This window comes from Actinomadura fulvescens, from assembly GCF_039533225.1.
GTDB classification, from domain to species: Bacteria; Actinomycetota; Actinomycetes; order Streptosporangiales; family Streptosporangiaceae; genus Spirillospora; species Spirillospora fulvescens.
Genome location: NZ_BAAATD010000010.1, coordinates 349,662 through 362,999, shown reverse-complemented (window position 1 = coordinate 362,999; position 13,338 = coordinate 349,662). Strand labels below are relative to the sequence as shown.

Here is a 13,338-nt window from a genome sequence, read left to right as displayed (position 1 = left end):
CCGACCCGCACCCGGCGTCGGGTTCGCGGTTGGCGTTTATGTTCGGCCTGCTACTGGCGTTTGGGCCTCGACTGGGGTCGGGTCTGGCGTGGTCTCTATGGCTGGCGTTGGGGTCGGGGTTGTTGGTGGTGAGATTGCGGCTCGTACGGTTCTGTCGCGGGCGGCTGTGGAGACCGCGAACACGATCTCCACGTCGCGTTCGTCCGCTCGGGCGGGGAAGACCAGGAAGCGCCAGCAGCCCTCTCGCCAGATGTCCAGGGGCGCGGCGCTGGACACCGACTCCTCGTACCGCAGCCACTCGGCGCTGTCGTAGAGCGTCGCGTAGGTCTCCGCTAGCGGGCTGGCGCGCCGTTCGCAGGGGTCTGGGGGCTTGTGCCGCAGCAGGCAGTGCCGTTCCCGCAGGACCGACAGCTCCGGCGAGAGCGCGGCGAACAGTGCCAGCTCCAAGGCGAGGACCAGGGCGACCTGGGCCTGGCCGCTGAACAGTACGTCGGCACCGGCGTGCGGCGCCCAGAGCGAGGCGATCGCGGCCGCGGTGAACAACATCGTCCGGACGACGCTGCGCCGTCCTACGCGCTTGGTGCTCAGCCCGCCGAAGCAGCCGCATCCGGCGTCCGGCCGGTGCACGCGCAACTCCCCGACCGCCCACGTCGCGACGGCGAACGTCACCGTCGTGGCGACCCGCACGGATATGTGCGAGGTGACCAGCAGACTCACGCCGAGGATGCCCTCGGCTAGGCCGAGCCCCACGTTCACGGGCCTGCTCTGGCGCAGCGCCGTCGCTCGGCCGAGGCCCGCGGGCATCGGGACGCCGTGCACGTGCTCGGGCGCCGCGCCCGCTGGATGGCGGACCATCAGCTTGGCGAGGCACGCCGCCAGGAGCACGGCGGCGAGAAGCACGACCTGGGTGTTCAGTACGACGGTGATCACCGGTCGGCCCCCGTGGGACGTACGACCACGTTGAAGCATCCGCCGTCCAGGTCGCCGCCCAGGCTCACGAACGCGGCGGGTGTCAGCTCGACCACCCGCCCGCGCGGCGACGTGCCGCACTCCACGCAACGGTCGCAGTACAGGGCCGCCGCGCATCCGCACTCGGTGATCGGGACGGCCGCCGTGCGTCCCGTGCACTCGTTGCGGACCGACAGGACGCTGCCGACCGACAGGTAGGGGAGAGCGACGCATCCGGAGGGGGCGTCGGGGCACCCGCCCGCGTTCCCTTCGGAGTCGACCGCCGGATAGGCCGCGCCAATCGTGGCGTACGCGCCGGCGAGCGAACGACGCCATCCCCGGACGACGTTGGTATGGCTGCCATCTCCTCTCGTGTGGGATTGCTGGCCGACAATGCCGCCGAACCAGGTGGCCGTGCCCCGGATGGGATCGGGTACCGGGGTGCCCGGCTCCGGGGAGGCGAGGTCGTCGGCGCGGTAGCCGGGCTGCGAGGTGCCGGGGCGGACCGCCCGCGGCCCGTCGGGCGAACGGACGCAGATCGTGTCGATGAGGTAGCCGGGCTCCATCCGGGGATGCCGGACGAGGATTCGTCCGAGGGCGTGCGGGGGGATCACCACATGGGCCCGTCCGCGGTGCGGGCCCATGTCCACCTCCACGGTGTCCCGCCCGCACGCCAGGATCACGCCGGCCACCCGGCTGATGTCGACCCAGACGCGGTCGGCGCGCAGGCCGTCGGCCGCGGGCCGTACGACCACGTCACGTCCCGGCCGCAGCGAGCCGGGGCCGCCGCGGCCGCCGTGCCAGACGGTGGTCGCCTCGGTCATCGGCAGCCGCACCTCGCCGTCGGCCGTGTGCAACACCAGGAGGTGGGGGCTGGCGTCGAGGATGGTCCCGGCCACGGGACCGAGGGGCGCGCGGCTCGCGTCGGCGGGAGCGGTGCGCCGGATCGACGGCGCCCCGAGTACGGCCTCCTGCTGACTGCGACGCCTTGCTCCCTGGCGGGCAAGCGGCATGGCGGCACTCCGGCATCGAATCTTCACTCACGGCCACGGCTGTTAGGACAGTGAGTCAAGGGTCACGCGCGGTGACCCGGCTGTCGACGGATTTATCCGATAAGTCATCCAGCGGGTTGAGATTTACTCACCGAGGTGTTGTATTTATCCACCGGTTGACCCGAATATGTCTTTTCTGTTGACCCGCAATTACGATCTTCGTGCCATCGTCGAAAGCAACAGGATCTTGCCTGCCCGAGATCACACTATCGGCGGCCCGATGCAATCCCCGTAACCCCTGACTCGGTGGTGATGTGAACAAGACGCGGCACGAGGAGTTCCGCGAGTACGTCACGGCCCGCGGTCCGGCGCTGCTGCGCCAGGCGATGCAGCTGACCAGCGATCGCGCCGAGGCCGAGGACCTCCTGCAGGCGGCGCTCGCCAAGACCTATCTCGCCTGGGATCGCATCCATGATCGAGCGGCCGTGGACGGTTATGTGCGGCGGGCCATGGCGAATACGCAGATCTCCTGGTGGCGGCGGCGCAAACTGGAGATCTATCCGACCGACGAACTGCCCGACCAGCCGGTGGACGATCACACGCGGCGCACCGAACTGCACGACGCGCTGGGCCGTGCGCTCGACCGGCTGCCGGCGCGGCAACGGCTCGCGGTCATGCTCCGCTATTACGAGGACATGCCCGAATCGGAGATCGCCGAAGTTCTCGGAGTGAGCGTCGGCACAGTCAAGAGCACAGTTTCGAGGGCCGTCGCCAAGCTCCGTGACGACGCCGGCCTCGGGGGCGACTTCCCCGACGTCCCGTCCCAGCAGCCCTGACGCGGCGGAGCACGGTCTGGGAAACATACGTGGCAAATGCTGACAATGCGGGGCGAGAGCGGCAAGAATCCGGTTCTGGAATCCGCGAAGCTGCTGCTGGAGGCGCGCCGTGTGGAGCACGATGCAGGACTTCCCGCTGACCATCACCTCGATCATGCGCTACGGCACCGACGTGTTCGGCGCGAGCGAGGTGGCGACCTGGACGGGGGACGGCACCCGGCGCCGTACGTACGCCGAGCTCGGTGAACGGGCCGCCCGGCTGGCGGGGGCACTGCGATCCCTGGGCGTCGACGGCGACCAGCGCGTCGCCACGTTCATGTGGAACAACGCCGAGCACCTTGAGGCCTACCTGGCCGTACCGTCCATGGGGGCCGTGCTCCACACCCTCAACCTGCGGCTGTTCCCGGACCAGCTCGTCTACATCGCCAACCACGCCGAGGACGAGGTCGTCCTCCTCGACGGCTCCCTGATCCCGCTCATCGCGCCGATGCTGCCGCAGCTGAAGACGGTCAAGCACGTCATCGTCGTCGGCCCCGGGGACACCGCGCCGCTCGCCGCGGCGGGCAAGGAGCTCCACTCGTACGAGGACCTGCTCGCCGCCGAGTCCACCTCGTTCGACTGGCCGGACATCGACGAACGCCAGGCCGCCGCCATGTGCTACACCAGCGGCACCACGGGCAACCCGAAGGGCGTCGTCTACTCGCACCGGTCGGCCTACCTGCACTCGATGTCCACCTGCACCGGCAATTCGATCGGGCTGAGCGCCGCCGACCGGGTGCTGCCGGTCGTGCCGATGTTCCACGCGAACGCCTGGGGGCTTCCCTACGCCGCGGTGGCGGCCGGCGCCGATCTCGTCATGCCGGACCGGTTCATGCAGGCCGAGCCTCTCGTCCGCCTCATCGAGACCGAACGGCCGACGGTCGCCGGCGCGGTGCCGACCATCTGGGCCGACGTCCTGCGCCACGTACGCGAGAACGGCTCCGACCTCAGCTCGCTACGGCTGGTGCCCTGCGGCGGCTCCGCGGTGCCGGAGTCGCTGATGCGCGGCTTCGACGAGATCGGCGTCCAGATCGTCCAGGCGTGGGGGATGACCGAGACGTCGCCGGTGGCCACCGTCGCGCACGCCCCCGCCGGCACCGAAGGCGAGGAGATGTGGCGCCACCGGGTCACGCAGGGCCGGTTGCTGGCCGGGCTGGAGATGCGCATCGTCGGGGATGGGGACACCGTGCTGGCGAACGACGGCGAGGCGGTGGGCGAGGTCGAGATCCGCGGGCCGTGGATCACGGGTTCGTACTACCAGGACGAGGACCCGGCCAAGTTCCATGACGGCTGGCTGCGTACCGGCGACGTAGGCACGATCTCACCCGACGGCTACCTTGTACTCACCGACCGGGCCAAGGACGTCATCAAGTCGGGCGGCGAGTGGATCTCCTCGGTGGACCTGGAGAACCATCTCATGGCCCATCCCGACGTCATCGAGGCCGCGGTGGTCGGCGTTCCGGACGACCGCTGGCAGGAGCGTCCGCTGGCCTCGGTCGTCGTACGCGAGGGCGCGACGGTCACCGCCGACGAGCTCAAGGAGTTCATGTCGGACCGAATCGCCAAGTGGCAGCTGCCCGAACGCTGGACGTTCGTCGCCGAGGTGCCGAAGACCTCGGTCGGGAAGTTCGACAAAAAGGTGCTGCGACGGAAGTATGCGGACGGCGAGCTGGACGTGAAGCGCGTGGACTGACCCGGCTCCTCCACGCGGCGCGTTGGACTCGGCGGCGGGGGACTTTTTTGCCCTTCGGTTGACCCATTACCCTGCTGGAGTTGACTGATCACGTTGGGCATCGGCATCATCACTTTTCGTCTTCGTCATGTTCCATTCCGTCATTGGCCGCTGACATCGTAGGCAACACACTGCTCACCACCCAGTTACCCTTCGTCGCCATTTCAGAGGATCATGTGGTGCACATGGGGTGAATGGGTGTATGCAAGGTGGGCCGATTGTCCAGTTGGCCCGTGACGGACAGACTTGCCCGTCAGTGCCGGGAGCTCAAAAATGCCGAGGTGGTCCTCCTTCGACGTCGCCGCCGACCGCGCGTTGGTCCTGCGGCTCAACGAAGGTGACGAGGCTGCGCTGGGCGCGCTCTACGACGCGTACGCAGAGCGTCTCTACGACTACTGCCTGACCATGACCGGCGAGCCCAAGACCGCGGCCGATGTCCTTCACGACACGTTCATCGACGCTTTTCGCCGCGCCCCGCGAATGCGAGACCAACTGCGCCTGCGGCCCTGGTTGTACGGCGCGGCCCGGCGGCGTTGCCTGCAGCGGGGCCGTGTCCGTGGATTGACCTGGGAGAAGGACGGCGAATTCCCGGAGACCTCCGCTCTCGAACTGCGCGAGTTGCGGGAGACCGCACTGGCGCACCTGGGCTTTTCCGACCAGGAGACGTTGTTGCTCGCCATGCGGCACGGCCTGCGTTCGACCGAGCTCGGCGCCGTCCTCGGCCTCTCCGCCCGCCGCGCGGCCGCCCGGCTGACCCGCGCCCAGGCCCGCCTCCGCACCGCGGTCGCAGCCGAGCGCCTCCTCCTCGAACACCGCTGTGCCGAGGGCATCCACCCGGTCCGCGCAACCGAGGCCGCCGACGCCCACCGCGAGCTCAAGAGCCACGCCAAGACGCCCGACGACCATGCGGCCCTGGCACCCCAAACCCGCCGCCCGCCGCGCCGCACCACCCGCCAACCCCCCGCCAACCCCCCCGTCCACGAGGGCACTCCCGTACGCGAGGGCACTCCGGTACGGGAGGGCACTCCGGTACGGGAGGGCACTCCGGTACGGGAGGGCACTCCGGTACGCGAGGGCACTCCGGTACGCGAGGGCACTCCGGTACGCGAGGGCACTCCGGTACGCGAGGGCACTCCGGTACGCGAGGGCACTCCGGTACGCGAGGGCACTCCGGTACGCGAGGGCACTCCCGTACACGACGGTGCCCCCGTACACGCCCTCTCCGAAACCGAACGCCTCTCGTCAGCCGTTTCCTCCACGGCCGACGTAACTGCAGCTCGCGAAACCGGCCACAGCGGCGCAGCGCAGGGCGCTTCTATAGCACCCGCCACCCCCACGTCGGCGCCTAGCGTCGCGCCTGCAGGCGATAACACCGGCTACGCACCAGCTGCCTGGTCCAGCACCGCCAACGCGAGTCCGCCATTGCCTACGTCCTCTGACACCGCCAACGCAGGTCCGGCTGCAGGGGCTTCGGCTGTCGCCAACAGCACCTCCGCGTTCGGCTTGGCGGCTTCTGTGGGCGAAACCGGTCGCGGACCGGCAGCTTCCTCCAGCACCGCCACTCCGCCCGTTTCCTTCCCAACGAACGACAGCGCCGCAGCGCAGGGCGCCACCCCTACCTCGGCGCCACGCATGGCGTCCGGGGATGGCAACACTGGCCAGGCACCGGCTGCTTCGTCTGGCACCGGCAACGCCGGTGCGGCGCCGGGTGGTTCTTCTGCGTCCGCTGCCTCGGCGCCAGGCGTTGCGTCTGGAGGGGGCGACACCGGGCGTGCGGCGGCTGCTTCCTCCGCCATTGGTGCCGGGGGGGTCGAGTCTGGAGCGGTGCAAGGTGGGGTGCGGCAGGCGGGTGTTGGTGCGGAGCGCAAGGCGTCGTTGACCGATGGGTTGCTCTCGTCTGGTGGGGCGTCCGCGCGTCTTGACGAGGTGGCGGCATTGGAGCCGCATGCCGCTGACTGCACGAACTGCCGCGGGCGACGGCAGCTGGCACCGGTCGCGTTGCTCGTGATGGCGCCCGCGCCGGTGCTGCCCGCGGCGTTGCGGCATCGCGTCATCCACACGGGCTCCGATCCGGAGCTCGCCGGATACCGGACCGACATCGTCGCGCGTGGCGGAACGCTCACGCCGGACGGGTTGCCCAGCCAGCCCGACGTGCCGTCGCCGGTGACGCGCCGCTGGCTGTTCGCCGGGGGAGGGATGGCGGGGGCGCTGGCCACCGCCCTGGTCGCCGCGGTACTGATGGGCCCGGGCAATTCGATCATCGACTGGTCGCCGTTCGACATGCGGCCGCTGCCGGGCGTCACCGAGGACCGGCCGCCCTCGGGCGGGCTGGCGCAGGGGGAGCAGCCGGGGCAGGGGCAGACGCCGGGCAACGGCCATGGCGGTGGGTCGCACAACTCGCCGCACCTTGACGGAGAACGCAAGACCGTGCCGTCACCCACCCCGCCGTCGCCCAGGATCCCAGGCACGCCCAGGCGGCCTCCGTCGCCGCCCGTACAGCCAAAGATTCCGGGCCTGCTGACGGCCGTTCCCGGCAAGGTCGAGCTCTACGGCACCAAGACCGCCCGGGTCGTGCTGACCGCCCATCGCGGCCCGGTGACGTGGAGTTCGGCGACGTCGACCGGCCAGGTCACCGTGACGCCGTCGCAGGGCGACCTGCCCAAGGGCGGCACGGCCGAGCTGACCGTCAAACTGAGTACCGGCCTGGTCAACCTGCCCGGGAAGAGCACGCTCACGTTCACCGACACCGAAGGCCGCCGCCAGGAGGTCACCGTGGTCTGGGGCATCTCCCTGCTCTGACCGGATCAGCCTTCGGCGGCCGAAGGAGGCCTCTCGGCGGTCAGGTGGTCACGGATCAGTTCGAGTTGCGTGCCGAGAGCGGCCTGGACGCGGGCCTCCATCGCACGGGCGATGAACGGGTCGACCACCATCTTGACCAGCGGGCGCATGCGGCGGACCACGGCGGCGATCTCCGAGACCTCGTCGGTGCTCGGGTTCGCCTCGTCGTGCAGAGGCGTGAAGACGTGCTCGTACACGAGGTTCACGAAGCGGCCCGCGATGACGTCGCAGTCGTCGCGGATCTGGGCGGCGATGTCGAGGACCGAGTCGATGGGGATCCCGGCCGCGACGAGCTCGGCGCCGACGTGGAGCAGCCGCGGGCTCGGCACCCGGTAGTGGTCGCCCTCCGGCTCGATCAGCCCGAGCTCGATGGTGCGCTGGAGCGTACGCGCGATGGCCTCGTCGTCCAGCCCGGCGCCGAAGGTCGCGATCAGCTCCTCGACGCCGGCGGTACCGGGGATCTCGTCCGACCACGGATCGGTGAGGACCTTCTCCAGACCCAGCACCTCGCTCACGTCCTTGCCGGTCTCCCAGGCGGAGATGAGGTCCTTGATGATGGCGAACGTGTAGCCCCGGCCGAGCAGCTTGCCGATGAGCCGCAGCCGGGCCAGATGGGAGTCGTCGTAGATGCCAACCCGGCCTTCTAGGCGAGGTGGTGGCAACAGCCCGCGATCCTGGTACGCCCGTATGTTGCGTACCGTGCTGCCCGCCGCGTGTGCCAGTTCGTCGATTCGGTACTCGGCCATGCCCCGCCCGCTGGACTCGTCCACCCTTGACCGGCAAGATCTTACGCGCCACGATTGTGACATCAGTCAATGACCCATAAGAAGGCGGTCCTATGGCGGATCCCAGACTTCCCGTCGACCTCGAGGTGACCCTGCTCGGCGGGCCGCTTCGGTACACCCGCAAGGAGGTCGAGGAGCTTTCCGGGGTCGGCGAGGACTACGCGCACCGTATCTGGCGCGCCCTCGGCTTTCCCACTCCCCCGGACGACGAGGTCGCGTTCACGGACGGCGACCTTGAGGCGCTGCGCGAGATCAAGGAACTGCTCGCCCACGACCTCATCGACGACGACCTGGTGCTGCAGCTGTCGCGGGCGGTCGGCCAGACGATGGGGCGCCTGGCGAGCTGGCTCGGGGACGTCTGGCTGCAACGTCTCAGCGAGCAGTTCCCCGCCGACGAGTCGATCACCCCCGAGGTCGTCGTCGCCGCCCTCGCCGCGACCGAGGAACTGCGCGCCCCGTTCGAGCGGCTCATGCTGCACGGCTGGCGCCGCCAGCTCACCGCGGCGGGCCTGCGCGCCGCGGCCAGCACCGCGGCCGCGAGCTCCGACCCGGTCGCAGGGGTCGCCCAGCTCGCCGTGGGCTTCGCCGACGTCGTCTCGTTCACCCGCATGAGCCGCCGCATGGACGGTGACTCCCTCGCCGCGTTCGTCGAACGGTTCGAATCGGTCGCCACCGAGATCGTCGCCGAACTCGGCGGCCGCATGGTCAAGACGCTGGGCGACGAAGTGCTCTTCACCGCCGGCGACGCCCGCGCCGCGGCCGAGATCGGCCTCCAGATCGCCGAACGCTGCGAGGAGGACCCTGACTTTCCGCGGGTACGGGTCGGCTTGGCGTACGGCGAGGTCCTGCTGCGCCTCGGTGACGTCTTCGGTACGCCCGTCAACCTGGCCGCCCGCCTCACCGCCACCGCGTATCCGGGTTCGGTCCTCATCAACAGCGCCCTCGCCGCCGAGCTGACCGGATCCGACGCGTACGAAATCAACGCGCTCCGCCCGCGCCAACTCCAAGGCCTCGGCCGCATCCGCCCCCGCCTGCTGGCCCGCCCGTCGCCCCGCCGCACCCATCCACGCGAACAACGTTCGCGCCGCGTCAACGCCGTCCGCGCAGTACGTTCACGAAACATCCCACCAACCCACTAAACCACCGCCCCGCCACACGCAACCGCGCCACGCCACACTGCCCGCCGCTGCGCGGTGCTGCCATGCACCGGCTACGCCATGGCACTGCTCGCCGCCGGTCGCCGCTGCGGTGCGCCGCCGCTGCCCCGTGCTGCCATGCGCCGCTGCTAGGCCATGGCACTGCTCGCCGCCGGTCGCCGCTGCGCCGCGCCGCCGGTCGCCGCTGCGCCGCGCCGCCGGTCGCCGCTGCGCCGCGCCGCCGCTGCTGCTGCGCCGATTACCGCTGCGATGCGTCATCGCTTACCGCCGCTCGCGGCTGCGCCGCCGTTTGCCGCCGTTCGCTACTGCGGTGCGCTGCCATGCGCCGTTGCTATGCCGTGCTGTCGTTCGGCGTTGCTACGCCGCGCTGCTGCTGTGGTGGGGTGGCTGGTGAGTGTTGGTGGAATGCGGCGGGGCCGCCTGGTCTCCGGTGAGGGAGGGCAGGCGGCCCCGGGTTAGCGTTGGTGCTGAGGGTCAGCCGATGCGGGCCGTACCGCCGGCGTCGTTGGTGGCGCTGGGCGCGCGCAGGGGCGGGGTGAACGGCGTGAGGAACGACTGGATGCCCGCCTGGCGCTGCGAGCCGGGGAGGCCGTAGGTGTCCACGTACTTGTCGTTCGGGGAGCCGGACGCCCAGACGTACGGCGCGCCGTGGAAGATCGAGGCGTAGTAGCCGTCGCCATAGGCGCGGACCTTCTTGCTGAAGCGGCCCTTGCGGTCGGTCTTGGCCCAGGCCAGGTGGTACCAGGTCTTCTTGCCCTTGTAGCGGAAGATGATCCGGACCTTCTGGCCGCCGTACCCGACGAACTTGCGGTGCGTCGGGGAGTAGCGGACGAGCGAGCCCTTGGCCGTCACGTACTTCAGCCTGCGGACCTTGCCGGGCGACACCGAGATCTTCGACATCTTGGTAGTCCAGCGCCAGGTCTTGACCGACTTGCTCGTGGACGGCATCGCGTCCGAGGCCCCGGCGAACCGGAAGCGCCAGTAGCTCGACTGGTTGACGGTGAACCGCGTGCTGACCCGGCCATCAGAGTCTGCGCGCAGCGCCCTGTGCGTCCACCAGCTACGGCCGTTCCACGAGCGCTCCAGCAGGATCTGCTTGCCGTAGAACTCGCGGTACACGGTGCTGGAGGCGATGGCGCCGGAGGCCTTCACGAGCCCGTAGGGGTCCATGGTGACCTGGACGTTGCCGAAGAACGTGCGCGGCCGGACTTCGATGCCCTGGACCATGCTCGTGGTCGTCGTCTGGAACCACGGCTCGGAGACCGTGGCCTCGGCGTTGACGTTCGAGGTGCAGTTGAGCTTGGTCTGCACCGCGTAGCGGCCGTCCTTGCCGGTCGTCGCCGAGGGACTGTCGCTGCTGTCACCGCATTCGACGCCCGAGACCTTGAGGCGCACGGCGGCGCCGGCGAGCGGCTTCCAGCCGGTCGTGGACTCGGTGGACTCGTACTCGACCAGCCCGCCGATGGTGAACGGAACGCCCGCGTCGGCCCGGGGCTTGTCCGTTTCGAGCGACATCCGGGTCGTCGCCTTGGCGACGCGGATGGCGAGCGGGCCCGCGGCACCGGCCTCCAGTTCCGCGGTGGGGTCGGTCTTCGCGGTGATCTCGCCGTCGACGCCGGGCGAGCTGTAGGTGGCGGCGAACTTGCCCTCGGCGTCGGTCACCGGGTCTTCGATCTGCGGGTGGCCGGTCGCGGAAAGATCGACCTTCACACCTGCCACCGGCTTGTTCTCCGCGCCCGCGGTCACCAGTCCGCTGATCTTCGCGTCGCGGTGGTCGGCGTCGACGGTGGTCCGGTCGGCGCCCAGCGTGATGGTCACCTTGGCTGGGTCGGCGGCCAGGGCGGGGGGAGCGGCGATCACGGCGGACGCGAGGGTGAACGCGCCGGCGATGGCCAGGGTGGTACGTCTCAAGGGTCACCTCAGGAAAATGTCGCAACGCGAAACGATCATTCGCGTGAAGGAAGGACGCGCCGGTGACCGGGTGGGTTGACCGCTATAAGACCCGATATCCAGGTTGAGACGTTTCTGTGATCTTTCAGCTGCCGGGGAGGAGGGCGGCGGCCTGGTCACGTGCCTCCTGGAGCCAGGCTGCCCGTTCCGCGTCGGTGGAATCGGTGACGGTGCGGAACACCGTGCGCCGCACGTCCGTGACGCCCACGTACGGCAGCACGCAGGCCGCCCAGATCCGCTGCAGTGGATCACCGAACTCGTCGCGTTCACGGTCGGCGGGCGTGTCGGAGGTGTTGAGCACCAGGGCGCGGCCGGCGCGCAGCAGTCCGGCGGGCTCGCCGTCGGCGGTGCCGAGCTTGTACGCGACGCCCGGGGCGAGCACACGCTGAACCCATCCGGCGAGGATCGCGGGCGGCATGCCCCACCAGTTGGGGTGGATGAAGACGAACGCGTCCAGGTCGGCGATCTCCGCGCGGTAACGGGCCACGAGATCGTCGGTCGAGGACGCGGCCGCGTCGACCGTGCCGGTCTCGGCGGCGGGGAGTGCCGGATCGAAGCCCTCGGCGTACAGGTCGTGCAGGACGACCTCGGCGCCGCGCGCGCTCAGCTCGTCGGCGACGGCGCTCGCCAGGGCGTGGTTGAAGCTGTCCGGCCGTGGGTGGGCCAGGTAGACGGCGATACGCATCTGCGGGCTCCGGGGGTGCGCTGAGGACGTCGAGCTTGATCACATTAGCCGGTCGGGGGAACCGGCCGGAGGGGTCAGCCTGAAGGAGTCGGTCGGGACGAGCCGCCGCCAGCAGGAGTCAGCCGCGAGGAACCGCCGCGAGGAACCGCCGCTAGGAACCGCCGCTAGGACGGCCGCGAGGAACCGCCGCTAGGACGGCCGGGAGGAGCCGCGGCTAGGACGGCCGCTGGTAACCGCCGGGAGGAGTTGGCCGGTGATGACGCCGCGCAGCGTACGCGTCGCAACGATCGCCCAGGCGCCCAGCAACAGGACGTAGAGCCCGGCCGCGATCGCCGTCAACGCCCCGAGCTCCAGGCGGCGGGCCAGCGCGGAGGCGCCGGTGACGCAGGTGCCGAGCGGGAACGTGTACGCCCACCAGGTCATCGCGAACGGCATCCCGTCGCGGAGGGCACGCACGGACGCGGCCGCCGCGACGGCCAGCCAGAGGAGTGTGAAGCCGATCACCGGAATCCCGTAGAGAACGGCGAACGCGGCCATGGCGTCCGCGTACTGCGGCGTGATCGCGGCCGCCGGAGCGGCGTCGGCGAGCTGGTTGACCGCGGTGACCGACTGCCCGAGCGGCCCGAGTACCAGGAACAGCGTCGGCACGAGAGTGATCGTGAACGTGCGGTCGTGCGTCAGCCGGGACCAGACGCCCGGCAGGATCATCAGTGTGGCCAGCAGGCTCCCGCCGAACATCGCGTAGCACGCGTACACCATCAGGACCCGCGGCTCGCCCGCCGGCAGGTGCGGGACCAGTGCCGGGCCGAGCGCCGCGGCCACCATCGGCGCCACGACGGGCAGCAGCCAGGTGGGGTCGGCCTCGGTCCGAGGCCGACTGATCATGAGGTACGGGACGCCGAACGCGACGGCCAGGGAGTAGAGGGTCCCGGCCGTCCACAGCACGGCGTCCGTCCACACCGCGGCCGTGTCGCCGATGACACCGGGACCGAGCACGAGCGTGCCGTACCCGACCGCGATCAGTGCCATCGGTGGGCAGCCGTAGAAGACCGCGGTGGACGGGTCGGTCCGGGCCTCGTCCCGATACCGGACGAGATGTACGGCACGGGCGGCGGTGACCATGATCAGCAAGGCGAACGACGACATCCACACGACGACCGCGAACACGTGGAGTCCGGGCACCTGGACCGGCAGGGCTTCGGCCCCGTTGGCGACGATCGCCGTACCCATCACGCACGCGTACCAGTTGGGCCCAAGATGCCTGAGCCTCTCGAACGAAAGCCCCGCGCGGCCATTCGCCGGTGCCGGATGGACGTCCCTCGGAGATGGGGCGGCTGGAACGGGGAGGGCCGTGGTCATATCCCGACTCTCGTTCC

General features: G+C 70.2%; 10 protein-coding genes and 1 pseudogene. 5 read left to right on the top strand and 6 right to left on the bottom strand.

Going from position 1 to position 13,338, the window contains the following annotated elements:
- Positions 1-36: 36 nt before the first annotated feature.
- Complete coding sequence (locus ABD333_RS33585; RefSeq protein ID WP_344546566.1) at positions 37-930, bottom strand: MauE/DoxX family redox-associated membrane protein; 894 nt, start codon at positions 928-930, stop codon at positions 37-39.
- Positions 927-1,961: a hypothetical protein gene (locus ABD333_RS33580; RefSeq protein ID WP_344546565.1), complete on the bottom strand. Its 1,035-nt coding sequence runs from the start codon at positions 1,959-1,961 to the stop codon at positions 927-929. The genes ABD333_RS33585 and ABD333_RS33580 overlap by 4 nt, the downstream gene beginning before the upstream one ends.
- A gap of 293 nt (positions 1,962-2,254) precedes the next feature.
- On the opposite strand from ABD333_RS33580, the gene ABD333_RS33575 reads away from it, so the two are divergent.
- The 4 genes and pseudogenes from ABD333_RS33575 to ABD333_RS33560 all read left to right on the top strand — a co-directional run bounded on the left by ABD333_RS33575 (position 2,255) and on the right by ABD333_RS33560 (position 7,346).
- Positions 2,255-2,776, top strand: coding sequence for a SigE family RNA polymerase sigma factor (locus ABD333_RS33575; RefSeq protein ID WP_344546564.1), 522 nt, complete (start codon positions 2,255-2,257; stop codon positions 2,774-2,776).
- 109 nt (positions 2,777-2,885) lie between these two features.
- Positions 2,886-4,508 (top strand): long-chain fatty acid--CoA ligase, encoded by a 1,623-nt coding sequence (locus tag ABD333_RS33570; protein WP_344546563.1) that lies wholly within the window; start codon positions 2,886-2,888, stop codon positions 4,506-4,508.
- Between the two features lie 312 nt (positions 4,509-4,820).
- A pseudogene (locus ABD333_RS33565) lies at positions 4,821-5,270 on the top strand (RNA polymerase sigma factor); the annotation flags it as partial.
- A 1,212-nt stretch (positions 5,271-6,482) separates the two neighbouring features.
- Positions 6,483-7,346 (top strand): hypothetical protein, encoded by an 864-nt coding sequence (locus ABD333_RS33560; RefSeq protein ID WP_344546611.1) that lies wholly within the window; start codon positions 6,483-6,485, stop codon positions 7,344-7,346.
- 5 nt (positions 7,347-7,351) lie between these two features.
- Here ABD333_RS33560 and ABD333_RS33555 read toward each other — a convergent pair whose 3' ends face one another.
- Positions 7,352-8,131, bottom strand: coding sequence for a MerR family transcriptional regulator (locus ABD333_RS33555; RefSeq protein ID WP_344546562.1), 780 nt, complete (start codon positions 8,129-8,131; stop codon positions 7,352-7,354).
- A 92-nt stretch (positions 8,132-8,223) separates the two neighbouring features.
- Between ABD333_RS33555 and ABD333_RS33550 the strand changes: the two genes are divergently transcribed.
- A complete protein-coding gene (locus ABD333_RS33550) occupies positions 8,224-9,309 on the top strand; it encodes an adenylate/guanylate cyclase domain-containing protein (protein WP_344546561.1) in 1,086 nt (361 codons plus the stop codon).
- 492 nt (positions 9,310-9,801) lie between these two features.
- On the opposite strand, the gene ABD333_RS33545 is transcribed toward ABD333_RS33550, so the two are convergent.
- The 3 genes from ABD333_RS33545 to ABD333_RS33535 all read right to left on the bottom strand — a co-directional run bounded on the left by ABD333_RS33545 (position 9,802) and on the right by ABD333_RS33535 (position 13,321).
- On the bottom strand, positions 9,802-11,238 hold the full coding sequence (locus ABD333_RS33545) for a hypothetical protein (RefSeq protein WP_344546560.1): 1,437 nt from the start codon (positions 11,236-11,238) through the stop codon (positions 9,802-9,804).
- 124 nt (positions 11,239-11,362) lie between these two features.
- The gene (locus ABD333_RS33540) at positions 11,363-11,962 is read right to left on the bottom strand and encodes an NAD(P)H-dependent oxidoreductase (protein ID WP_344546559.1); all 600 of its coding nucleotides are present in this window, start codon (positions 11,960-11,962) and stop codon (positions 11,363-11,365) included.
- Positions 11,963-12,151: 189 nt separating this feature from the next.
- Positions 12,152-13,321, bottom strand: a complete 1,170-nt coding sequence (locus ABD333_RS33535) for a TDT family transporter (RefSeq protein WP_344546558.1) — start codon at positions 13,319-13,321, stop codon at positions 12,152-12,154.
- Between the last annotated feature and the right edge of the window lie 17 nt (positions 13,322-13,338).

Excerpts from the sequence above, each read along its gene's own strand:
- ABD333_RS33580 (WP_344546565.1), bottom strand. The coding sequence starts at position 1,961 with ATGCCGCTTGCCCGCCAGGGAGCAAGGCGTCGCAGTCAGCAGGAGGCC.
- ABD333_RS33540 (WP_344546559.1), bottom strand. The coding sequence starts at position 11,962 with ATGCGTATCGCCGTCTACCTGGCCCACCCACGGCCGGACAGCTTCAAC.
- ABD333_RS33555 (WP_344546562.1), bottom strand. The coding sequence starts at position 8,131 with ATGGCCGAGTACCGAATCGACGAACTGGCACACGCGGCGGGCAGCACG.
- ABD333_RS33550 (WP_344546561.1), top strand. The coding sequence starts at position 8,224 with ATGGCGGATCCCAGACTTCCCGTCGACCTCGAGGTGACCCTGCTCGGC.
- ABD333_RS33535 (WP_344546558.1), bottom strand. The coding sequence starts at position 13,321 with ATGACCACGGCCCTCCCCGTTCCAGCCGCCCCATCTCCGAGGGACGTC.